The organism is Streptomyces sp. NBC_01237 (assembly GCF_035917275.1).
In the GTDB taxonomy this organism is placed as follows: Bacteria; Actinomycetota; Actinomycetes; order Streptomycetales; family Streptomycetaceae; genus Streptomyces.
Genome location: NZ_CP108508.1, coordinates 6373082 through 6395629, shown reverse-complemented (window position 1 = coordinate 6395629; position 22548 = coordinate 6373082). Strand labels below are relative to the sequence as shown.

Annotated in this window: 22 protein-coding genes and 1 riboswitch; of the genes, 9 read left to right on the top strand and 13 right to left on the bottom strand. The window is 71.5% G+C overall.

Annotated elements, in window-relative coordinates; all coding sequences use genetic code 11:
• Window positions 1-6 precede the first annotated feature (6 nt).
• From OG251_RS28585 to OG251_RS28570, 4 genes are all read right to left on the bottom strand, one after another.
• The gene (locus OG251_RS28585) at window positions 7-999 is read right to left on the bottom strand and encodes an ABC transporter permease (protein ID WP_266802625.1); all 993 of its coding nucleotides are present in this window, start codon (window positions 997-999) and stop codon (window positions 7-9) included.
• 456 nt (window positions 1000-1455) lie between these two features.
• The gene (locus OG251_RS28580) at window positions 1456-2220 is read right to left on the bottom strand and encodes an enhanced serine sensitivity protein SseB C-terminal domain-containing protein (protein WP_326681446.1); all 765 of its coding nucleotides are present in this window, start codon (window positions 2218-2220) and stop codon (window positions 1456-1458) included.
• A 230-nt stretch (window positions 2221-2450) separates the two neighbouring features.
• Window positions 2451-3221 carry an enhanced serine sensitivity protein SseB gene (locus OG251_RS28575; protein WP_326679813.1) on the bottom strand — a complete coding sequence of 257 codons (771 nt, stop codon included), beginning with the start codon at window positions 3219-3221 and terminating at the stop codon, window positions 2451-2453.
• A gap of 107 nt (window positions 3222-3328) precedes the next feature.
• The gene (locus OG251_RS28570) at window positions 3329-4003 is read right to left on the bottom strand and encodes an AAA family ATPase (protein ID WP_326679812.1); all 675 of its coding nucleotides are present in this window, start codon (window positions 4001-4003) and stop codon (window positions 3329-3331) included.
• 157 nt (window positions 4004-4160) lie between these two features.
• Window positions 4161-4258: riboswitch (glycine riboswitch) on the top strand.
• Between the two features lie 156 nt (window positions 4259-4414).
• Here OG251_RS28570 and gcvT point away from each other — a divergent pair.
• The 4 genes from gcvT to OG251_RS28550 all read left to right on the top strand — a co-directional run bounded on the left by gcvT (window position 4415) and on the right by OG251_RS28550 (window position 8821).
• On the top strand, window positions 4415-5530 hold the full coding sequence (gene gcvT / locus OG251_RS28565; protein ID WP_326679811.1) for a glycine cleavage system aminomethyltransferase GcvT: 1116 nt from the start codon (window positions 4415-4417) through the stop codon (window positions 5528-5530).
• A 100-nt stretch (window positions 5531-5630) separates the two neighbouring features.
• Window positions 5631-6008 (top strand): glycine cleavage system protein GcvH, encoded by a 378-nt coding sequence (gene gcvH, locus OG251_RS28560; RefSeq protein WP_266802633.1) that lies wholly within the window; start codon window positions 5631-5633, stop codon window positions 6006-6008.
• A gap of 18 nt (window positions 6009-6026) precedes the next feature.
• Window positions 6027-7286 carry a serine hydroxymethyltransferase gene (glyA, locus tag OG251_RS28555; protein WP_326679810.1) on the top strand — a complete coding sequence of 420 codons (1260 nt, stop codon included), beginning with the start codon at window positions 6027-6029 and terminating at the stop codon, window positions 7284-7286.
• A 152-nt stretch (window positions 7287-7438) separates the two neighbouring features.
• Window positions 7439-8821 carry an L-serine ammonia-lyase gene (locus OG251_RS28550; protein WP_326679809.1) on the top strand — a complete coding sequence of 461 codons (1383 nt, stop codon included), beginning with the start codon at window positions 7439-7441 and terminating at the stop codon, window positions 8819-8821.
• 75 nt (window positions 8822-8896) lie between these two features.
• Here the strand turns inward: OG251_RS28550 and OG251_RS28545 are convergent, their stop codons facing one another.
• The 9 genes from OG251_RS28545 to rfbB all read right to left on the bottom strand — a co-directional run bounded on the left by OG251_RS28545 (window position 8897) and on the right by rfbB (window position 17750).
• A complete protein-coding gene (locus tag OG251_RS28545) occupies window positions 8897-9814 on the bottom strand; it encodes an MBL fold metallo-hydrolase (RefSeq protein WP_326679808.1) in 918 nt (305 codons plus the stop codon).
• Window positions 9811-10686, bottom strand: a complete 876-nt coding sequence (locus OG251_RS28540) for a 4'-phosphopantetheinyl transferase family protein (RefSeq protein WP_326679807.1) — start codon at window positions 10684-10686, stop codon at window positions 9811-9813. Before OG251_RS28540 ends, OG251_RS28545 begins: the two co-directional genes overlap by 4 nt.
• Window positions 10687-10689: 3 nt before the next feature.
• Window positions 10690-12420, bottom strand: coding sequence for an acyl-CoA dehydrogenase family protein (locus OG251_RS28535; protein ID WP_326679806.1), 1731 nt, complete (start codon window positions 12418-12420; stop codon window positions 10690-10692).
• The gene (locus OG251_RS28530; protein ID WP_326679805.1) at window positions 12420-12923 is read right to left on the bottom strand and encodes a flavin reductase family protein; all 504 of its coding nucleotides are present in this window, start codon (window positions 12921-12923) and stop codon (window positions 12420-12422) included. Before OG251_RS28530 ends, OG251_RS28535 begins: the two co-directional genes overlap by 1 nt.
• A 109-nt stretch (window positions 12924-13032) precedes the next feature.
• Entirely contained in the window at window positions 13033-13290 is a 258-nt protein-coding gene (locus tag OG251_RS28525; RefSeq protein ID WP_326681445.1) for an acyl carrier protein, read from the bottom strand.
• Window positions 13291-13354: 64 nt separating this feature from the next.
• Complete coding sequence (locus OG251_RS28520) at window positions 13355-14617, bottom strand: ketosynthase chain-length factor (RefSeq protein ID WP_326679804.1); 1263 nt, start codon at window positions 14615-14617, stop codon at window positions 13355-13357.
• A complete protein-coding gene (locus OG251_RS28515) occupies window positions 14614-15882 on the bottom strand; it encodes a beta-ketoacyl-[acyl-carrier-protein] synthase family protein (RefSeq protein WP_326679803.1) in 1269 nt (422 codons plus the stop codon). The genes OG251_RS28520 and OG251_RS28515 overlap by 4 nt, the downstream gene beginning before the upstream one ends.
• Complete coding sequence (locus tag OG251_RS28510; protein ID WP_326679802.1) at window positions 15879-16643, bottom strand: thioesterase II family protein; 765 nt, start codon at window positions 16641-16643, stop codon at window positions 15879-15881. The genes OG251_RS28515 and OG251_RS28510 overlap by 4 nt, the downstream gene beginning before the upstream one ends.
• 135 nt (window positions 16644-16778) lie before the next feature.
• A complete protein-coding gene (gene rfbB, locus OG251_RS28505; RefSeq protein WP_326679801.1) occupies window positions 16779-17750 on the bottom strand; it encodes a dTDP-glucose 4,6-dehydratase in 972 nt (323 codons plus the stop codon).
• Window positions 17751-17913: 163 nt separating this feature from the next.
• Between rfbB and fabG the strand changes: the two genes are divergently transcribed.
• The 5 genes from fabG to OG251_RS28480 are packed head-to-tail and all read left to right on the top strand — an operon-like array spanning window position 17914 to window position 22510.
• Window positions 17914-18699, top strand: coding sequence for a 3-oxoacyl-ACP reductase FabG (gene fabG, locus OG251_RS28500; RefSeq protein ID WP_326679800.1), 786 nt, complete (start codon window positions 17914-17916; stop codon window positions 18697-18699).
• A gap of 19 nt (window positions 18700-18718) precedes the next feature.
• Window positions 18719-19657 (top strand): aromatase/cyclase, encoded by a 939-nt coding sequence (locus tag OG251_RS28495; protein WP_326679799.1) that lies wholly within the window; start codon window positions 18719-18721, stop codon window positions 19655-19657.
• Complete coding sequence (locus tag OG251_RS28490; protein ID WP_326679798.1) at window positions 19654-20499, top strand: oxidoreductase; 846 nt, start codon at window positions 19654-19656, stop codon at window positions 20497-20499. The genes OG251_RS28495 and OG251_RS28490 overlap by 4 nt, the downstream gene beginning before the upstream one ends.
• Entirely contained in the window at window positions 20496-21074 is a 579-nt protein-coding gene (locus OG251_RS28485) for a hypothetical protein (RefSeq protein WP_326679797.1), read from the top strand. Before OG251_RS28490 ends, OG251_RS28485 begins: the two co-directional genes overlap by 4 nt.
• Window positions 21068-22510, top strand: coding sequence for a multicopper oxidase family protein (locus OG251_RS28480; protein ID WP_326679796.1), 1443 nt, complete (start codon window positions 21068-21070; stop codon window positions 22508-22510). Before OG251_RS28485 ends, OG251_RS28480 begins: the two co-directional genes overlap by 7 nt.
• The last annotated feature ends 38 nt before the right edge of the window (window positions 22511-22548 follow it).

Here is a 22548-nt window from a genome sequence, read left to right as displayed (position 1 = left end):
CCGCGATTACTTGCCACGAGGGTCGAGTGCGTCGCGCAGCCCGTCCCCCAGCAGATTGAAGGCCAGCACGGTGATGAAGATCGCCATACCGGGAATGACCATGAACATCGGGTCGACCTCGTAGAGATCGACCGCCTGGGTGAGCATGCCGCCCCAGGACGCCTGCGGCGGCGAGATGCCGACGCCGAGGAAGCTCAGCGCCGCCTCGAAGAGGATGTTGGTGGGGATCAGCAGCGTCGCGTACACGAGGATCGGCGCGATCAGGTTGGGCAGCAGCTCCCGGAACAGGATGAAGGGGCCGCGTGCGCCCAGCGACCTGGCGGCCTCCACGAACTCCCGCTCGCGCAGCGACAGGGTCTGCGCGCGGACGATGCGGCCGATGTAGGGCCAGCTGAAGAAGCCGATCACGAAGATCAGCACGGCGATCCGGAGCGTGAGACCTTCCAGGCCGAACGCGCTGCCCTGGAGCGAGGCCGAGATGGAGATCGCGAAGAGCAGCAGCGGGAACGCCAGGAAGGTGTCCATCAGCCGGCTGATGAAGCTGTCCACCCAGCCGCCGTAGAAGCCCGCCACGACACCCATCACCACGCCGATGACGACGGACAGGAGCGTGGACCCGGCGGCGACCACCAGCGAGACCCAGGATCCTTCGATGATCCGGGCCAGGATGTCGCGGCCGGTCTGCGGCTCGACACCGAGGGGGTGATCCCAACTGATGCCGCCGAAGCTGCCCTTGGGCGCCAGCAGCGTGGGGTCGACCAGATCCTGGTTGAACGCGTTGGGATCGAGTCCGAGGAGGGACTGGAGCGGCTTGGACAGGACGGCGACGAGGACGAGCAGCACCACGACGATGCCACCGGCCATGGCCACCTTGTCCCGCTTGAAGCGGGTCCAGGCGATCCGGCCGAGCGACCGGCCTTCGATCTGCTTGCGCCCGGCGCCTTCCAGCACCGCTTCGGGCTTCGCATCCGCCCCGGTGGTCTCGATAGGTGCCGTCATTACGCTGGAGACCCCTCTCGGCCGACGGTGGCCGGCCCATGACCGCCGCTGTAGCGGCTCGTACAAAACGTCACGCATGTGGTCACGTTGCGGCGGAAACCACTGCTGTGAGCGTCTGTTCAGAGCAGCGCGCGCCAGGCCGGGACCACCTGCTGCGTGGAGTCTTCAGCGACTTTGCGATCACCCGCCAGCCCTGAAGGGGAATGTTTGCTCAAACGTGATGCGGTCAGAGGGCTTCCGTTATCCGGACGCCTTGATCTTCTGAGCGGAGGTCTCCGCCACTAGTCCACCAGAACGGACATGCCGCCCAACCGGGTTGATTGGGTGGCTATTTGGGTGGACGTACGGAGTGGCCCGGCGGGTGTGCGGGAGGCTGTCCGCCGGCCGCGGCAGCAGCGCCGCGGTCGCCCGTGCCGGGCGTCGTGGACCGGTCGGGATGTGCCGGACGGCGTCCGGTCAGTACGCGCGGGGGGCCGGGCCCGTGGCCGGCGGATATCCGTAGCCGGGAACGGCCGCGGGCGGCGGGCCTGCCGGGGCGTGCGCCTCGCGGTCGTAGAACGGACGGGAGTTGGCGCGCAGCCACATCGCGACCGGGTCGTACTCGTCGGACATGGCGACGGTGGAGACGGGCAGCCCGTCGGGGACCGCTCCGATCGACTGCCGCATCATCTCGCGGACCGCGTCGACGGACGCGCGGCCCGTGTCGTAGAGGTCGAGACCGATCGCGAGGTACGGGACGCCGATGGCGGGGTGCACCCAGGCGCGGCGCAGCGAGCGGACCGCCGGGGTGCGGTGGGCGTTCTGCGTGAGCAGTGCGTAGAACTGGGGGATCTCGACGGCGGGCTCGGAGAGCCGCAGCGGCCCCGCGGGCAGCCGGTCGAGGCCGGTGGCGATGCGGCGCAGGTCCAACCAGGGGATCCCGACACCGCCGCCCGGGGCGTGCGGGTTGAGCCAGATGCCCCAGCGGTCGGGGAACAGCGCGCGGGCGATGTCGCGGCCGGTGACGAGCTCGTGGGCGCGGTTCCAGCCGCTGGCGGAGAGCTCCTGGGCGGAGGTCACGCACGGCGCGTATCCGAGGCCGTCGATCTCCATGTTCCCGTACTGGGCGTCCGGCGAACCGGCCGTGCCGTGCCAGAGGAGCATCCAGATCCGGCCGTCGGCGAGGGCCGCCAGCAGCGCCTCATAGGCGTCGTAGCGCCCGGGTGTCACCTGGCGCAGCATGTGCTCGACCTGTCCGGCCGCCGCAGTGCCTGACGCACTCACCCTGGGTTCCGCCCCTCGTCGATCCGCTGTGTCGCGCCGCCGCTCCCGGGCACACGGGAGCGACCCCGCCATCAAACCAGCTTATGCGCCGATCCTGACACCGACTTGACGCCATGGGCCGGCGTCCGCCACCCGGCGACGGCGGTCGGCCCCGCCACCGGCGCCTTCGGCGCCCTTCGCGCGGGTCGTCAGTACCCTTCGCGCCGGTAGAACGGCCGGACCTTCTCCCGCATCCAGTCGCCGACGAGGTCCTGGGCGACATCGAGCAGGACCAGGTTGACCGGCCACGGCACCTGGACCCGGCCCAGGGCCCGGCCCAGCGCGTCCATCGGGGCGCTCTGTCCGGCACCGTCCCAGGTGGCGAACTCGACGCCGACGAAGAGGACGGGGTCGCCGCCCTCGATGCTGGCCAGTGCCCGGCGGGCGGTGCTCACGACGCCGCTCTCCTGGAACTCACCGGAGACCGCGGCGAGGAAATCGACCGGTTCCTGCTGCCAGTCCGGCTCGAACAGCCGGACCCGGCCTCCGGTGGAGGGGCCGTCCAGCGGCGTGCGGCCCGCCCGGCAGAGCTCGGCGACGGCGGGCGGCGGCAACGGCACCCCGACGGCGCCGCCGGGGTTCACGGCTATGCCGACCTGCGGGGGCAGGCCGCGGGCGAAATCGCGGGCGGGGGCCACCGTGAAGGACATCTGGGTGCCGACGCAGGCCAGGAACTGCGCCTCGGAGCTGAACACGGGGACGTAGGCGACGCCCTCGATCTCCATCATCGGCAGGTCGAGATCGGCGCTCTCGGGGCTGCCGCCGTTGGGCAGCGGCACCCACACGGGGCTGCGCCCGAGCACCTCGACGAGCCGCCCGCCCGCCTCCGGGACGCCGATCGAGGCGACGAGCACCTCTTCGAGCTCGTTGGCCGGCCATCCCTGCTGCGGATGCGTCTGTGCCGGTACCGGAATGTCCACTGGCTCGGTGTCCCTCTCTCGACCGTGCGTTCCGGCGGAAACCCTAGCCTCCCCGGAACGCCGCCCGTCCGCCCCCGCACATGACGTGCGCTCGGGACCCTCCGCCCCTACCCGTCCCCGAACGAGATCCGGCCGAGCACCCCGGCCGCCTCACGGTCCAGCAGGACGGCCGAGGCACACCCGGGGGGCAGCAGGCCCAGCTCCGTGTCGTGCAGCAGCCGCCCGACCGAGCGCCGGTGCCGGGCGAAGGCGTAGCCGGAGACGCCGCGGCCACGCTCGCGCTGCCCTTCGCGCGCCACTTCGGGCGTGACGTCGAGCAGGACGAGGTGCAGGATGCGGCCCCGGCGCCTGGCGTGCCGGGCGAGCCAGCGACGTACCCACGCCTGCGTACCGCAGTCGTGCACGACCACCGACTCGCCGGAGCGCAGCGCCCGCCACAGCCCGAGATAGTGGGCCGCCCGGACCAGCGGGCGGTAGAGGGCGTACGGGAGTAAGCGGGGCAGCGCACCGGCCCAGGTGTCCCGGGTGTCCTGGGAATCGATGGCGCGGTCCGTCACGGCCCGCTTGATCAGTGTCGACTTTCCGCTGCCGGGCAGCCCGGAGACCACCACCAGATCGCCCTCCGCGAAGTCCAGGCTGTGCGGGCTGCGCCCGGCCCGGTCCCGCAGATCACGCACCACCGGCGCGTGTGTGCCCAGCATTTCCCGGGCGGGTGCGCCCGGCTGCGCGGGCATCGCGCCGTGCGCGACCCCCGCGGTCGTCGCGTACCGCTGCAACGTCATCGCCCTCCCCCTGTCGGGTCACCCACACCTGCCCAAGAAGTGTAAAGAAAAGGTAATGCGGCACAACTGGGCCCGCCGACGAAATCGGTGGGGACCGGACGCCCCACTCTCCCGCACGGCATGCGATGATGACCCCGCCAACTGCATACCGGCCGTTTGAATCCGCGCGGGAGAGTTCCGGCCACTGTGTGTGCCGGGCGCCGAAGGAGCAAGTTCCTCCCTTGAATCTCTCAGGCCCCGTACCGCGTGGATGAGGCAGATCTGAAAAGCGAGCCGCCCGGCGGCTCCACCCAAGGTGCAAGCCGAACCCGGCGAGGGCTGACCCCTTCAGGGCCTTTCGGCGAACCTCTCAGGTTCCGATGACAGATGGGGAGGGATCGTCCTCTGTCGTCATGCCCTGGAGCCGAATCCATGAGCAATGCCCCCCGTCACACAGCCCTCGACGCCCTGCACCGTTCGCTGGGCGCGACCATGACCGACTTCGCGGGCTGGGACATGCCGCTGCGGTACGCCAGTGAGCGCGACGAGCACAACGCCGTACGCACCCGGGCCGGTCTCTTCGACCTGTCGCACATGGGCGAGATCACGGTCACCGGGCCGCAGGCCGCCGCCTTCCTGAGCTTCGCGCTGGTCGGCAACATCGCGACCGTCGGCACCGGCCGCGCCCGCTACACGATGATCGTCGGAAGCGACGGCGGCATCCTGGACGACCTGATCGTCTACCGCCTGGGCGAGAGCGAGTACATGGTCGTCGCCAACGCGGGCAACGCCCAGATCGTGCTGGACGCGCTGCGGGACCGGGTGGCCGGCTTCGACGCCGAGGTGCGCGACGACCGGGAGGCGTACGCGCTGCTCGCCGTCCAGGGCCCGCAGTCGCCCGCCATCCTGAAGGCCGTCACGGACGCCGACCTGGATGGCCTGAAGTACTACGCGGGCCTGCCCGGCACGGTCGCCGGGGTGCCCGCGCTCATCGCCCGTACGGGCTACACCGGCGAGGACGGCTTCGAACTGTTCGTCGCCCCCGAGCACGCCGAGCAGCTGTGGCGGGCGCTCACCGAGGCCGGCGCCCCGCACGGCCTGATCCCCTGCGGGCTCTCCTGCCGCGACACGCTGCGCCTGGAGGCGGGCATGCCGCTGTACGGGCACGAGCTGACGACCGCGCTGACCCCGTTCGACGCGGGTCTGGGCCGGGTCGTGAAGTTCGAGAAGGAGGGCGACTTCGTCGGGCGCGAGGCTCTGACGGCCGCCGCGGAGCGCGCCGAGACCGCCCCGCCGCGCAAGCTCGTCGGCCTGATCGCCGAGGGCCGCCGGGTCCCCCGCGCCGGTTTCGCGGTCGTCGCCGACGGCAAGGTGATCGGCGAGGTCACCTCCGGCGCCCCGTCGCCCACCCTGGGCAAGCCGATCGCCATGGCGTACGTGGACGCGGCCTTCGCCACGCCCGGCACCGGGGGCGTCGGCGTGGACATCCGGGGCACGCACGAGCCCTACGAGGTCGTCGCGCTGCCGTTCTACAAGCGCGAGAAGTGACATCCGGGGCATTCCACCGCCCCGGAAGTGACGCATTCCCGTCTCACACCGTAAGACCACCGTTCATCAGCACTCCCCCGCGTACAGGAGAATTCAGGTCATGAGCAACCCCCAGCAGCTGCGGTACAGCAAGGAGCACGAGTGGCTGTCGGCCGTCGAGGACGGCGTGGCCACGATCGGTATCACCGAGTACGCGGCCAACGCGCTCGGTGACGTCGTCTACGCCCAGCTCCCCGATGTCGGCGACACCGTGACCGCGGGCGAGACCTGCGGTGAGCTGGAGTCGACCAAGTCGGTCAGCGACCTGTACTCCCCGGTCACGGGTGAGGTCGTCGCGGCGAACCAGGACGTCGTGGACGACCCGTCGCTGGTGAACTCCGCTCCCTTCGAGGGCGGCTGGCTGTTCAAGGTACGTGTGGCGGAGGAGCCGGGCGACCTGCTCTCCGCAGACGAGTACACCGCGTTCTCCGGCAACTGAGACCCTAGGGAACCCCTGATGTCGCTTCTCAACTCCTCCCTCCACGAGCTGGACCCGGATGTCGCCGCCGCCGTCGACGCCGAGCTCCACCGTCAGCAGTCCACCCTCGAAATGATCGCGTCGGAGAACTTCGCTCCGGTCGCCGTCATGGAGGCCCAGGGCTCCGTTCTCACCAACAAGTACGCCGAGGGCTACCCCGGCCGCCGCTACTACGGTGGCTGTGAGCACGTCGACGTGGTCGAGCAGATCGCGATCGACCGGATCAAGGCCCTGTTCGGCGCCGAGGCCGCGAACGTCCAGCCGCACTCCGGTGCGCAGGCGAACGCCGCCGCGATGTTCGCGCTGCTGAAGCCGGGCGACACGATCATGGGCCTGAGCCTGGCCCACGGCGGTCACCTGACCCACGGCATGAAGATCAACTTCTCCGGCAAGCTCTACAACGTGATCCCGTACCACGTCGACGACACCGGCACCGTGGACATGGCCGAGGTCGAGCGCCTGGCCAAGGAGTCCAAGCCGAAGCTGATCGTCGCGGGCTGGTCCGCCTACCCCCGTCAGCTCGACTTCGCCGCCTTCCGCCGCATCGCGGACGAGGTCGGCGCGTACCTGATGGTCGACATGGCGCACTTCGCCGGCCTGGTGGCCGCGGGTCTGCACCCCAACCCGGTGCCGCACGCCCACGTCGTCACGACCACCACGCACAAGACCCTCGGCGGTCCGCGCGGTGGCGTCATCCTGTCGACGCAGGAGCTCGCCAAGAAGATCAACTCCGCGGTCTTCCCCGGTCAGCAGGGTGGCCCGCTGGAGCACGTGATCGCGGCCAAGGCGGTCTCGTTCAAGGTCGCGGCGACCGAGGAGTTCAAGGAGCGCCAGCAGCGCACCCTGGACGGCGCCCGCATCCTCGCCGAGCGTCTGGTGCAGCCGGACGTCACCGAGGTCGGCGTCTCCGTCCTGTCCGGCGGCACGGACGTGCACCTGGTCCTCGTCGACCTGCGCGACTCCGAGCTGGACGGTCAGCAGGCCGAGGACCGTCTCCACGAGGTCGGCATCACGGTCAACCGGAACGCCGTCCCGAACGACCCGCGGCCGCCGATGGTCACCTCGGGTCTGCGGATCGGTACGCCTGCCCTGGCGACCCGCGGTTTCCGCGACGAGGACTTCACCGAGGTGGCGGAGATCATCGCCGCCGCCCTGAAGCCGTCGTACGACGCCGCCGACCTCAAGGCGCGCGTCACCGCGCTCGCCGAGAAGTTCCCGCTGTACCCCGGTCTGAAGTAGTCCGGCACCAGTAGTCACGTTTCGGGCGGGGCACCACGCACACTGGACAGTGAGCGCGGTGCCCCCACCCTTGTCCTCGCTCTTCGGGCCCACCCGCCCGTACCGCACCACCCGGCGGACAACGGCGTCCACCAACCCTTAGGAGTCATCCCGTGGCCATTTCGGTCTTCGACCTGTTCTCGGTCGGCATCGGCCCGTCCAGCTCCCACACGGTGGGCCCCATGCGGGCCGCCCGGATGTTCGCGCGCCGCCTGAAGAACGAGGGCCTGCTGGCCCACACCGCTTCGATACGGGCGGAGCTGTACGGCTCCCTCGGCGCGACCGGCCACGGCCACGGCACGCCCAAGGCCGTGCTGCTCGGTCTGGAGGGCGAGTCGCCCCGCACCGTCGACGTGGAGGGCGCCGACGCCCGCGTCGAGCAGATCCGCGCCACCGGCCGGATCAACCTGCTCGGCATGCACGAGATCCCCTTCGACGCGGACGAGCAGCTGGTCCTGCACCGCCGCAAGGCCCTGCCGTACCACGCCAACGGCATGACGATCTTCGCCTACGACCACGAGGGCGCCCTGGTCCTGGAGAAGACGTACTACTCGGTCGGCGGCGGCTTCGTCGTGGACGACGACGCCGTGGGCGAGGACCGCATCGTCCTGGACGACACCGTGCTCAAGCACCCCTTCCGCACCGGCGACGAACTGCTGCGGCTCTCCAGGGACACCGGCCTGTCCATCTCCTCCCTGATGCTGGAGAACGAGCGGGCCTGGCGCTCCGAGGACGAGATCCGCTCCGGTCTGCTGGACATCTGGCGCGTCATGCAGGCGTGCGTCTCGCGCGGCATGTCCCGCGAGGGCATCCTGCCCGGCGGCCTGAAGGTCCGCCGCCGCGCCGCGAACTCGGCCCGCCAGCTGCGCGCCGAGGGCGACCCGCAGGCCCACGCCATGGAGTGGATCACCCTCTACGCGATGGCGGTCAACGAGGAGAACGCGGCGGGCGGGCGCGTGGTGACGGCCCCCACCAACGGCGCGGCGGGCATCATCCCCGCCGTTCTGCACTACTACATGAACTTCGCCGCCGGCGGCTGCACCGAGACCGAGAAGGAGGACAGCGTCGTCCGCTTCCTGCTCGCCGCCGGAGCCATCGGCATGCTCTTCAAGGAGAACGCCTCCATCTCCGGCGCCGAGGTCGGCTGCCAGGGCGAGGTCGGCTCCGCCTGCTCCATGGCCGCGGGCGCGCTGGCCGAGGTCCTCGGCGGCTCCCCCGAGCAGGTCGAGAACGCCGCCGAGATCGGCATGGAACACAACCTGGGTCTGACCTGCGACCCGGTCGGCGGCCTCGTCCAGATCCCGTGCATCGAGCGCAACGGCATGGCCGCGGTCAAGGCGGTCACCGCGGCGAAGATGGCACTGCGCGGCGACGGCAGCCACAAGGTCTCCCTCGACAAGGTCATCAAGACCATGAAGGAGACGGGCGCCGACATGAGCGTGAAGTACAAGGAGACCGCACGCGGCGGGCTCGCGGTGAACATCATCGAGTGCTGAGGGAGGGGCCCCGGCCCGCGGCTTCGTGTCCGCGGCGTGGCCGGGGCCCCTCGGGGGCCGGTGCCGGGCGTGGTGTCAGGCCGCGCAGTGGGGCAGGCCGCCGTGGAAGTCGACCATCTCGGAGAACAGCTCCCCGATGTCCAGGTGATGGCCCGCCGCGGCACCGTTGGCCTCGGCGCAGGCGCGGTGCAGGTTGGGCACCAGACGTTCGCTGTCCAGGAGGTGGGCGAACGGGGTCGGGGCGGCCTCGCGTGCGATCCGGAGCGGGGAGAGTCCCGCGGCGATGCCGTCGGCGGCCAGGCGCTGGACGTACCGCAGATAGGACTCCGTGGTGTCGAGGAGTTCGGGACCGCCGACCGGGCCGTGACCGGGAACCACGACGCGGGGCGAGAGGGCGCGCAGCCGCTCGATGACGGAGATCGACCCGGCGACGGACCCGGTGAGGCAGAACGGTGTGGCTCCCGACATCACCACGTCGCCGGTGAACAGGACGCGCTGGTCCGGCAGCCAGACCACGGTGTCGTTGGTGGTGTGGGCGGTGCCCAGGTGCATCAGCTCCGCCCGTACGCCGCCGAGGTGGAGGGTGATGGGCTCGCGGAAGGTGAGGGCGGGCAGCTCCACCGAGAGGTCGCCCCAGCAGACTCCGGGCCACAGACCGGTCAGATGCAGTCCGGCCAGGTCCATCTCGGCGCGGGTCGCCTCGTGGGCGATGATCACCGCCTCCTCCGCGAAGAAGCGGTTGCCGAAGGTGTGATCGCCGTGCGGGTGGGTGTTGATCACGTAGCGGGGATCGTGCGGGGTGACTTCGGCGACCGCTTCGCGCAGAGCCAGGGCGCGTGCCTCGGTGGCCGCGGTGTCGATGAGCGCGGGGCGGCCCCCCGCGGTGATGAGGCCGGCGTTGTTGAGGCACCAGCCGCCGTCCGGCTGGACGTAGGCGTAGATGTCCTCGGCGACCTCCTGGAGCCGCGCGGCGGACGTGGAAGGACTGATCATTGTTCTCTCCTCGTTTCGGTAGGGCCGTCGTGCGCGTCGAACGGTCCGCGCACGACGGCCCTCATGAGCCGCTGATCGACCATTTCCGCCGCGCGCTGGATCCCGGTGGACGCGAAGGCCGAAGGGCCGACGGCGGCGCTCAGCGTGCAACCGCCCTCCAGCGGGTGCGTCTCGAACTGCCAGCCCCCGGTGTCCGAGGGCTGTCCGTCCGCCTTCAGCAGCCGCGGAGCGGTGTCGTCGGTGGCCGGGGTGGTGAAACCGAAGGACCGGAACGAGAGCCGGGTGCCGAGGCCGAGGGCCTTGCTGTACGCCTCCTTGAGGGTCCACAGCCGGATCACCGCCGCGTTGCGGTCCTCGGGAGGGAGCCAGTCGAGGACGGAGCGTTCGTACGGGGTGCAGATGTCCTCCGCCAGGCCGGTGGCGTAGGCGGGACGGCCCGGTTGCTCGACGTCCACCCCGATGGGGCCGAGTCCGCTCAGTCCCACCGCCACGGTGCGGCCGGTATGGCTCAAGGTGATCTCGAACCGGCTGAACCCGCGCAGGTACGGACGCCCGTTGGGGCCGCGGGCCAGCTCCAGATCGGCCGGTTCGGCGTCGAGCAGCGCCCCGGCCGCGTACTTCAGCAGCAGCCGGGACACGGTGAACCGGTCGCGGGCCCCGGCTCCTCCGATCGTGTCCAGGCGCCCGGCCTCGTGGCCCAGCAGCCGCTCCACGGCCCGCTCGTCCCCGGCGACGGGAAGCCAGTCGCCGACCTGGGCGTGGACGAGCGCGTACCCCCGGTCCCGCAGGGCGTCACGTACCGGGTGCCACGGGCCGGACGGGCCGGCGACGCGGGTGGGGGGCGGGCCGGTCAGGCCGGGGCGCGGGGGCACCGTTCAGCCTCCCCGACGGCCGGGGTCCGCGGATCCCAGCACCGTGTCGTACAGGTCGAGGCTGCGGTTCTCCCGGCAGCGGCGCACCGCCTCGCTCAGCAGCGCCTCCTCCTCCCGGCTGCCGGGCGCCGGTGCCGCGACGGGCAGGCCCAGCCGCAACGAGATCCGGCCCAGCGCGACGGTCAGCCAGCTGGGGTCGGCCAGGAATCCGGCGTCCGGCCGCCAGCGCGCCGACTGCCACACCCCGAGACAGGCGGCGGCCGCGACGAGCAGCGTGTAGCGCTCCGCGTGGGCGTAGCCGCGGGCGTTGGCCACGGCGGCGGGGTCGTGTTCGGGCAGCCGCCGGCACTCCTCCCTCAGCCCGGCGAGCTGACCGCCCAGTTCCCGGAGCCGGAGCCGGAGCGCGGTCGGCGTCGGCCCCGTGCCCACCCCGGTCGGATCGTGTGCGCCGGCCAGCATGCCGGCCAGCGGGTCCACCGTGGTCGCGCCGTCCAGGCGGCCGAGGTCCAGCGGTGGCAGCGGCCCGCCGGGAAGGAACAGTTCATCGATCCCGCCCGCGTCCGCCGCGGTCCACGACCGCCGGGCCAGGGTCGCCAGATGGGGCAGCAGGGTGGACAGCGCCCGGCTGTCCCCGACCGAGCCCGGCGGGACTTCGGCGAGATCGCGCAGGTGCTTGCGGAAGGTCCCGTACCCTCCGTCCTCACGCAGGAGATGCGCGCCCAGTACGGCACGGAGGTCTCCCGTGCTCTGCTGGAGGAGGCGCGGTACGAGACAGCGCGCCGCCGCCGTCCAGATGCTCGAAGGTCCCGGCCGCAGATACAGGGAACGGGTCGCGACGAGCAGGACGCAGTCCGCGACGAGCAGATCGGCGAACTGGGAGACGACGGCCCGCCGGGTGGATCGGGAAGTGATGCGGCGGACACCGCCCTCGGCCGTGAGGACGGCGCGGAGTGCGGCGCGCAGCGCGGTGTCCGCGCAGCCCAGCGCCATCGAGGGGCCCAGCGTGCGGGTGGCCTCCAGTACCCGGACGGTCGCCGGGAAACCGTGGCCCGGCGGGCCGACGAAGGACCGTTCGGGCACCGGCCAGCCCCGGAACTCCAGGCTGCCGGCGGGAATCCGGCGGGGAGCGTCGGCCTCGTCGGGCGAGCACTCACGGACGGCGCCGGGAGGCAGGTCCTCCCGGCGGATCAGCAGGACCGACTCGCCGCCGTCCGCCGGGTGGCGCGCCGCCGTGACGAACCCCGCGGCCCGGGGGGCGTTGACCAGGGCGGGCAGCGATCCTTCGAGCTGCCACCGCGCGGTGCCCCCGCGGGGGACGACCGCCAGGCCGTGGCTGCTGTAGGCGCCGGTGGCGAGCTTGCCTCCGCCCAGCAGGAGACGGGCGGTGTCGCGTCGCTGCCCGGGGCTGCCGTACGCCCAGACGAACTGGGCGGCGAGCAGGCTGGCGGAGCCGTATCCGCGGGCCAGCGCCAGATCCCTGCGGCTGACCGCGCGCAGCAGTTCCGCCGCGGTGGCGACGTCGGTCAGCCGCCCGCCCAGGTCGAGGGGGACGAATTCGGCGTCGAGGCCGAAGGAGCCGAGCAACGACTCGGCTCCCGGAGGGAGTTCGCCGCGCCGGTCCGCGGCGAGCACGGCCGCGTCACCGAGGGGGTTGAGGGGGTCCGCGGGGTCCCCGAGCACGGTCTCCAGCGCCGCGACACGGTCCGTGGCGGTGGCGCACGGGGACGCGGTCATCAGCGGGCCGGTGCGAGGGCCGGGTCCGCCGCCGGCCGGGTGAACTGCCGGTTGTAGTAGACGAGCGGGTCCCGGTCGCCCGTCGCGACGGATTCGACGCGGCCGACGAGGATGCTGTGGTCCCCGCCGTCCAGCACCGCGTGAAGCGTGCAGACGATCCGGGCGGTGGCGGTGGTCAGTCCGGGCAGCCCGGACTCGCAGGGCATCATGGCGCCGCCGGCGAACTTGTCGTGGCCGGACCGGGCGAAGTCGGCGGCGATGGTCGACTGGTCGGCGGACAGGACGTTCACCAGGAACCGGTCCGCGGACACGAAGGCTCCGTGGCAGGAGGCCGACTTGGCCGGGCAGACCAGGACCAGCGGCGGGTCGAGCGAGAGCGAACTGAAGGTGCCGGCGGTGAATCCCCAGCGCCGGCCGGCCGCGTCCACGGTGGTGACCACGGTCACCGGGGTGGGCACGCGTGCCATGGCGCGGACGAATTCCGTGGGGTCGACGATGGGCAACGGTCCTCCTGGCATGGCGATACCGGTTCGGACCCGCCGCCCCGCGGCCGCCGCTTGCCGCGCACGGACCGCGAGGACGGTCGGGAACCTTGGGCAGTAGGGAGCCGGATCAGCTCTTGACCGAGAGCGCCTCGTTGACGAGTACGAGGTACTGGCGGGGCGTCTCGGCCTCGGAGACCGCGTCCTCGTCGATGGTCACCCCGTGGTCGCGCTCGATGCATCCGGTGGTCTGCAACAGGGCGAGGGAGTCGTAGCCGAGGTCGGCGAAGGCGGTGTCGAGCACATCGCCGCTGAGGTCGACCGTGTCGTCCTCGCCCGCGCACTCGCGCAGCAGGCCGGTCAGCTGGGTGATCGTGAAAGCAGTCATCATTGCCCTCTCAGGTCTTCGTCGGGTGGGGGTCGGTCGTGTTCCGTGGTGGTCCTGGTGGCGGTCAGCCGGCGGCCCGGACGACCATGGCGGCGTTGAAGCCGCCCCGGCCGCGCGCCAGCACCAGCGCCGTGCGCAGCGGGGCCGGGCGGCTCGTGCCGGTCACGAGGTCGAGGGGGCAGTCCCCGGCCACCTCCGCGACGTTGACGGTCGGCGGGATCACCTGGTCCCGCAGGGCGAGGAACGCCGCGGCCACGTCCAGGGAGGCGGCGCCGGCCGACAGCCGTCCGGTCATGGTCTTGGGCGCGGTGACCGGGACGCCGTACTCGCCGAAGATCCCGCTGATCGCCTCGGCCTCCTGACGGTCGGCCTCGCGCCTGCCCGCCGCGTCGGCGAACACCACGTCCACGTCGGCCGCCGTCAGTCCGGCGTCGCGCAGGGCCAGTTCGGCCGCGGCGCGCAGCCTCGGGGTGCCGCCCGAGCCGGGGGGCGGGTCGAAGGTCGCCGCGTATCCGTCGACCGTGCCGTGGACCCCGGCCCCCCGCTCACGGGCGTGGGCCGCGTCCTCCAGGACGAGGAGCGCACCGCCCTCACCCGCGACATGGCCGCGGGCGTCGGCGGAGAACGGCAGATAGGCCCGGTCCGGGTCCTCCCCGGTGCTCAGTTCACCGCCCGCCAGATGGGCCGCCCACCCCCAGGGGCAGAGCGAGGAGTCCACCCCGCCGGTGACCAGCAGCCGGGTGCCCTTGCGGAGCTGCCTGCGGGCCTGGGCGACCGCGTCGAGTCCGCCGGCCTGCTCCGTGACCAGCACACCGCTGGGTCCCCGCAGGCCGTGCCTGATGGAGATCTGCCCGGTGTTGACGGCGTAGAACCAGGCGAAGGACTGGTAGGCGCTGACGTACTTGCCGCCCTTGCTCCACAGGGCCTGAAGCTCCCGCTGGCCGAACTCGAAACCGCCGGCGGAACTGGCGGTGACGGCTCCGGCGGCGTAGTCGGGGAGCTCGGAGGTGTCCAGTCCCGCGTCGGCGAACGCCTCCTCGGCGGCGGTCAGCGCGAGGCGGGTCATGTGGTCGGTCTGCGGCAGCAGCCTGCTGGGGATGTGCGCCGCCGGGTCGAAGCCCGGTACCTCCCCCGCGAGCTTGGCGGGGTACCGGCCGGTGTCGAAGCGGGAGACGGGCCGGATGCCGCTCTCGCCGCGCAGGACGGCCGCCCACCACGCCTCGGTGCCGAGGCCGTTGGGCGCGGTGACGCCGATGCCGGTGACGACGGGGGCTTCGGCCGCGGACGGGGCGCCGGAGCCGGTCCGGTGCAGGGTCTGGGTGGTCATGCGGCCTCTCCCGGGCGCGGGCTGGTCAGGATCATGGCGCTCTGGAAGCCGCCGAAGCCGCTGCCGACGCTGAGCACGGTGTCCGTGCGCTGCTCGCGAGCGGTCAGGGGGGTGTAGTCGAGGTCGCAGGCCGGGTCCGGCGTGTGCAGGTTGGCGGTGGGCGGCACGGTGTTGTGCTCGATGGCCAGCACGCTGGCCGCCACCTCCAGTGACCCGATGGCGCCGAGCGAGTGCCCGATCATCGACTTGATGGAGCTGACCGGTACGTCATAGGCGTGGCTGCCCAGGCTGCGCTTGAACGCGGCGGTCTCGTGCCGGTCGTTCTGCTTCGTGCCCGAGCCGTGGGCGTTGATGTAGTCGACGGCGGTGCCGTCGAGGCGTGCCTCGTCCAGGGCGACCCGAATGGCCTCGGCCATCTCCTTGCCGTCCGGTTTCAGCCCGGTCATGTGGTGGGCGTTGCAGCGGGTGGCGAAGCCGGAGATCTCGGCGTAGACGTGCGCACCGCGGCGGAGCGCGTGCGAGAGCTCCTCCAGGATGAAGACGGCCGAACCCTCGCCCAGGACGAACCCGTTGCGGGTCGCGTCGAACGGGCGCGAGGCGGTCTCCGGTTCGTCGTTGCGCGGCGAGGTGGCCTTGATCGCGTCGAAGCAGGCGACGGTGATCGGTGAGATCGGCGCCTCGGTGGCCCCGGAGACCATGACATCGGCGCTTCCCTCGCGGATGAGTTCCACCGCGTGGCCGATCGAGTCCAGGCCCGAGGTGCATCCGGTGGAGATCAGGGAGACCGGTCCCTGAGCACCGGTCCGCCAGGCCACCTCGGCCGCCATCGAGCTGGGCACGAAGTAGTCGAACAGGTGGGGCACGGCCAGCTCGTGGTTGACCTGCCAGTCGCGGCCCCCCTCGCTCACGGTGTTGTACTCCCGGTCCAGCCCCATCGTGCAGCCGACCGCGCTGCCCAGGGTGACCCCCGTACGCAGCGGGTCGAGAGCGCCGGTCAGACCGCTGTCCTCAAGGGCCTCGGCCGCACTGACGATCGCGAACTGGGCTGCCCGGTCGAGAGTCCGGGACTCGTCGTCCGAGAAGCCGTGCTCGATCGGATCGAAGTCGGCCTCGGCGGCGATGCGTGAGCGGAAGGGCGAGGCATCGAACAGGGTGATGCCCCGGGTCGCTGTCCGGCCGGCGGTCAGCAGCGACCAGAACTCCTTGGTGCCGACCCCGCCGGGGGCCACGACTCCTATGCCGGTGATGACGACTCGACGGTTCATCGGCGATCCTCCACGTCTGTCCTCCCGCTGACCTGATGCGCCAGTGGCTGGGTGCGCTGTACGACACGGCAGGCCCGCCCGAGAAGCCGGGGCAGTTCCCTTCCGCGTACGAAGAAGTGGTCGCCGGGAAGCGTTCGCTCGACGACGGTCCGGCTGCCCCAGTCGCGCCAGCCGGTCATGACGTCCGGCGCGGCCAGCGGGTCGTCGCGGCCGGAGAGGATGAGCAGCGGCACATCGAGCGGGCCGTCCGCGTCCGCACGGAGCGCCCGCGCGAGTCTCAGGTCGTCCCGGATGACGGCCAGCGCGACGCGCTGCCACACCCCGCCGCGCGGTGTATCCGGCGGTACGGCGCCGAACTCGTGCAGCAGGTCCAGCAGTTCGTCGTCGGAGAGGTCACCGGCTTCGGTGAGCCCCCCGGTGGCGTGGGGCGGTGGGCACGCCCCGACGGCGACGAAGGCGGGACCCGGCAGCCCGGCCCGGTGCGCCGCGCGGGCGACGGTGTAGGCGATCATCCCGCCGAGGCTGTGTCCGTAGAGCCCGTACGGCTCCTTCGTCGGTCTCCCGTACATCCGGAGCAGTTCGGCGAGCAGCCCACTGGGGTCGACGATGCGTCTCTCGCGGCGTCTGCCGCCCCGGCCGGGCAGCAGCACCGGGGTGGACAACGCGGCGGAGCCGACCGCCGAGGGCCAGCGGCCGAAGGACGAGACACCGGCTCCCGCGTGGGGGAAGCAGTACAGCTTTATCGGCCCCCGATCAGACATCGATACTCCTCTTCACGTTGGCCGGTCCATGAGGGGTGGTGGGCGGTTCGAGAGTCGAGGACACACCTGGAGACCCACTCGAAGGGCGCAAGGAGCCCGGTCGTGGGGGTGTCGTACCCGGTGCGAGGACGCCGGTCATGCCGCGATCAGCGGCTTCCACCAGTCGGGGTGGTCGCGGTACCAGCCGACGGTCCGCGCCAGGCCCTCGTCCAGCGGGACGCGGGGCGCGTAGCCGAGCTCGGTCCGGATCCTGGTGTCGTCGACGGCGTACCGCAGGTCGTGGCCCTTGCGGTCCGGCACGGACTGCACCGCGCTCCAGTCCGCGCCGCAGAGGTCCAGCAGCCGCTCGGTCATCTGGTGGTTCGTCAGTGGGGTGGCCCCGCCGATGTTGTACACGGCTCCGGGACGCCCACCGGTGAGCACCAGCTGGATGGCCCGGCAGTGGTCGTCGACGTGCAGCCATTCGCGGATGTTCCTGCCGTCGCCGTAGAGCGGCACGGGCAGTCCGCGCAGCAGCCGGGTGACGAAGTTCGGGATCAGCTTCTCCACGTGCTGGTGCGTCCCGTAGTTGTTCGAGCAGCGGGTGACACGGACGTCCAGGCCGTGTGTGCGGTGGTACGCACGGGCGAGGAGATCGCTGCCCGCCTTGGAGGCGGAGTAGGGGGAATTGGGCAGCAGCGGCGCGCTCTCGGTCCAGGTGCCGGAGTCGATGGACCCGTAGACCTCGTCGGTGGAGACATGGACGACGGGACCGGTCCCGGTGTGGAGCGCGGCGTCCAGCAGGCTCTGGGTGCCCTGCACGTTGGTGCGTACGAAATCCGCCGCGCCATCCACGGACCGGTCCACATGGGATTCGGCGGCGAAGTGGACGATCGCGTCGTGGCCGGGCAGCAGGTGTCGCAGGAGTTCCTGGTTGCCGATGTCCCCGCGTACCAGGGTCAGTCGCGGGTCCTCCAGCGGCAGATTGGCGGGGTTGCCGGCGTAGCTGAGCTTGTCCAGCACGGTGACACGGGCGTCCTCGTAGCCGGCGTAGCCGCCCGCCAGCAGCGTCCGGACGTAGTGCGAGCCGATGAAGCCGGCTCCGCCGGTGACGAAGATTGTGGACATTGAGGCCTCCCAGGGCTTCGCATCGGCAGAAGATTCCGCGAGTTCCCTCGATGGCGCTTCGAGATCCGGTCGGGGCGGGCCGCCACGAGACCGCTTCGAGTGGCACTCCAGTCGGGCCTGTGAACGTCGGTGGGCGACGCAACCCGACTGTCTAGGAGAGCTCATGTCGGATCAGGCCCAGCGGGTCGCCCTTGTCACCGGTGCGACGAGCGGGATCGGCCTCGCTGTGACCCGGCTGCTGGCCGGCCAGGGGCATCAGGTGTTCATCTGCGCACGCACCGAGGACAGCGTGACCGCGACGGTGAAGGAGCTGCGCGACGAGGGACTGGAGGTGGACGGGGTCGCCTGCGATGTACGTGACGCAGGGGACGTCAAGCACCTGGTGCGGGCGGCAGTGGACCGTTACGGCCCGGTGGACGTGCTGGTGAACAACGCCGGCCGCAGCGGTGGCGGGCCCACCTCGGGCATCGCGGACGAGCTGTGGTCCGACGTCATCGAGACCAACCTCAACAGCGTCTTCCGCATCACCCGTGAAGTCCTCACCGCCGGCGGAATGGAGGGGCGCGGAAGCGGCCGGATCATCAACATCGCGTCCACCGCCGGGAAGCAGGGCGTGGTGCTCGGCGCCCCGTACTCCGCCTCCAAGCACGGCGTGGTCGGCTTCACCAAGGCGCTCGGCAACGAGCTGGCCCCGACCGGGATCACGGTGAACGCCGTGTGCCCCGGTTACGTGGAGACGCCCATGGCCCAGCGGGTTCGGCAGGGCTACGCGGCCGCGTACGACACCTCCGAGGAGCAGATCCTGGAGAAGTTCCAGGCCAAGATCCCGCTCGGCCGCTACTCCACTCCCCAGGAGGTGGCCGGTCTCGTCGGCTATCTGGCCACGGACACCGCCGCCTCCATCACCGCGCAGGCCATCAACGTCTGCGGCGGCCTCGGCAACTTCTGAGCAGTTAGGAGACATGAGCATGACCCGGGAAGTCGAGCATGAGATCACGGTCGACGCGGCCGCCGCGGACATCTACCGGCTGATAGCCGAAGTCGAGAACTGGCCGCGGATCTTTCCGCCGACCGTGTACGTGGACCAGGTCGAACGCGGCGAGCGTACGGAGCGCATCCGGATCTGGGCCACCGCCAACGGCGAGGCCAAGCAATGGACCTCGCGCCGCACCCTGGATCCCGAAGGGCTGCGCATCACCTTCCGGCAGGAGGTGTCCACTCCTCCGGTGGCCGCCATGGGCGGCACCTGGATCATCGAGCCCCTCGGCGACAGCAGGTCCCGCGTGCGGCTGCTGCACGACTACCGGGCGGTCGACGACGACCCCGGGAGCCTCGACTGGATCGACAAGGCCGTGGACCGCAACAGCCGCTCCGAGCTGGCGGCCCTGAAGGCGAACGTCGAGCTGGTCACCGGCACGGAGGAGCTGACCCTGTCCTTCGAGGACAGCGTGCGGGTCGAGGGGCCGGCGAAGGACGTCTACGACTTCATCAACGAGGCCGACCAGTGGAAGTCCAGGCTGCCGCACGTCGCCGAGGTCGATCTGCGTGAGGACGAGCCGGGCCTCCAGGTACTGCGGATGGACACGCTGACCAAGGACGGCTCCTCCCACACCACCGAGTCGGTCCGGGTGTGCTTCCCGCACCACAGGATCGCCTACAAGCAGACCACCCTGCCGGCGCTCATGACGCTGCACACGGGCTACTGGCAGCTGACCGACAACGGTGACGGGAGCACGACCGCCACCTCTCAGCACACCGTCGTCATCAACACCGAGAACATCACCCGGATCCTCGGTGCGGACGCGGGTGTCGCGGAGGCCCGGAGCTTCGTCCGCAACGCCCTGGGCACCAACAGCAGCGCGACGCTCGGCCACGCCAAGCGCTACGCCGAACGGGACGAGCGGTGAGCCGCGAGGCCCCGCGCACCTGGCTGATCACCGGCGCCTCCCGCGGTCTGGGGCGGGCCATCACCGAGACCGCGCTCGAAGCGGGCGACGTGGTCGTCGCCACCGCACGCGATCCCAAGTCGCTGGAGGAGCTGCGGGACCAGCACGGCGACCGCGTGATCCCGCTCGCCCTGGACGTCACCGACCGCCGGGCCGCCATGGACACGGTCGCCCGCGCGGCCGACCTCGCCGGCCGGATCGACGTCCTGCTGAACAACGCCGGTTACGGTCTGGCCGGGGCCGTGGAGGAAGTCAGCGAGCAGCAGGTGCGCGACCAGATGGAGGTGAACTTCTTCGGCGTGCTCTGGATGACTCAGGCCGTGCTGCCGGTGATGCGCCGCCAGGGATGCGGTCACATCCTGCAGATGTCCTCCATCGCGGGCATTGCCTCCTACCCCAACCTCAGCATGTACCAGGCCGGGAAGTGGGCGCTGGAGGGCATGAGCGAGACGCTCGCCAAGGAGGTCGCCGGATTCGGTATCCGCGTCACCCTGGTGGAGCCGGGCGAGTTCCGTACGGACTGGAGTGCGGGCAGCATGACCCGGGCCACCCCCATGCCGGAGTACGACTCCGTACTCGCCGCCCGGCGGCACGGGCTCTCCGGTGCCTACGCGGACGTGCAGCCCGGCGACCCCCGCAAGGCGGGGCAGACCCTGATCAAGCTGCTGGAGGAGGAGAATCCGCCGCTGCGGCTGCTGCTCGGCAACAGCGCGGCCGACCTCGCTCCCCGTACCTACCAGGAGCGTCTGGAGGAGTGGGCGAGCTGGGACCACCTGGCACGCACCACGGACTTCGAGCAGTGAGCAGCCGGGTTCACGGCGGGGCGCACTCCGCGCGGCGGTTCACGCCGACGGTCCTGCGCCCCGCCGTGCTCGGCGTGTCCGCCTTCGTGGCGGCCTTTCTGATCGCCCGGGTGGCGTACGAACGGACCCTGCCCACCCGGGACATGGTGGTGATGGACTGGTGGCACGGCGGCGGCGGGCACGCCCACGGCTCCGGTGGCGCGGGCGGCCCCGGGACCTATCTCGCCCTGTCGGCCGCCGCTCTGTACCTGCTGCTGCCCCTGCTCGTGCTGGCCTCGCACGCGGCGCGCGCCTTCGTGACGGCACGCCGCGGCACCCCGTTCATGGCCCGGACGGTCCTCGCCGCGCTCACCGCGACGGCCGCGGTGCTCGTCTGTGTCCCGGTCACCGCGCTGGCCCTGGCGCTGAGCCCCTACGACGGAGCCGGCCTGTGGGACGCCGTGCGGGCGGATGCGGTGACCGTTCTGCGCTCCTGCCTGCCCACCGGTCTCCTGCTGTCCGTCGCCTTCGGCGTGTCCTGGGCCGAGGCCGGCCCGTCCCACCGACCGACCAAGAGAGAAGTCCCTCCATGCTGAACCGCAGAAACCTGCTGAAGGCCGCTGCCGGCGCCGGGGCCGTCGGCCTGTTCCCCTGGGGCAGGGTGATGGCGTCCCCGTCCGGGAACGTGGCGGTCCTGGGCGACGCGGCCACGTCGGCGCCGTTCGCGCACGCCATGCCGATACCTCCCGTGCTGCGCCCGTCGTCCTCGACCGCGGCCGCCGACACCTACCATCTGCGCATGGCCGAGAGCAGCCTGGAGGTCGTGCGGGGCCTGCGGTCCACGGTACGCACCTACGGCGGAAGCCTTCCGGGCCCGACCATCCACGCGGTCAGGGGGCGCACGGCCGTCGTCCACCAGACGAACGGCCTCGCCGTCGACACCGCGGTGCATCTGCACGGCGGTCACGTCCGTTCCCAGGACGACGGCCTCCCGATGGACACCATCGCACCCGGCGCCACACGTACGTACACCTATCCCAACCAGCAGCGGGCGGCGCTGCTCTGGTACCACGATCACGCGCACCATCTGGAGGCCGAGAACGTCCACATGGGCCTGCACGGCCAGTACCGGATCACCGACGAGCACGAGCTGAGCCTCCCCCTGCCCAAGGGTCGGTACGACGTACCGCTGGTCATCCGTGACGCGCGGGTCGAGGCCGACGGCACGTTCGTGTACACCCGGCCGTCCGACTGTCCCCACCTGCTGGTCAACGGCAAGGAACGGCCGTACTTCAAGGTCGCGGCGCGCAAGTACCGGCTGCGCGTCCTCAGCGCCTGTGTCAACCGCTACCTCTCACTGCGGTTCGCCGACGGGGCGGAGTTCACCCAGATCGGCGGTGACGGCGGCCTGCTGGACGCGCCGGTCACCCGGACCTCCATGACCGTCATGGGCGGGGAGCGGGTCGACATCGTCGTCGACTTCTCGCGGTACCCGGTCGGTTCGACGGTGGTGCTGGAGAACACCCTGGCGGGGTCCGGGGAACGCACCGAGGTGCTGCGCTTCGACATCGACCGCACGGCCGAGGACCGCAGCTCGGTGCCGGGCCGGCTCTCCGTCCTGCCGCCCGTGCCCAGGGCCGATGTGGAGCGGGAGTTCGTCCTGCGGACCTATCCGCAGATGACGATCAACGACCAGTTGTACGACCCGGCCCGCGTCGATGTGCGGACCACACTGGGCAGCAGCGAGATCTGGACCGTCAAGAACGTCGAACCCCCCGTCGCACGGCCCGACTTCCACGTCTGGCACAGCTTCCACACCCATCTGGTCAACTTCCGGGTGCTGGACCGCAACGGCCGGGGGCCGGGCCCCGACGACGCCGGGCTCAAGGACACCGTGACGCTGGCGCCGGGCGACACGGTCCGCCTCGCCATGACGTGGAGCGGCTACACCGGCTCGTACCTCTACCACTGCCATCAGCTCGGCCACTCCTCGGGCGGGCAGATGGGCCGGATCGACATCGTCGCCCCCTGAGCCGCGGCCTGCGGGAATCCCGGTCACCCACCGGCACG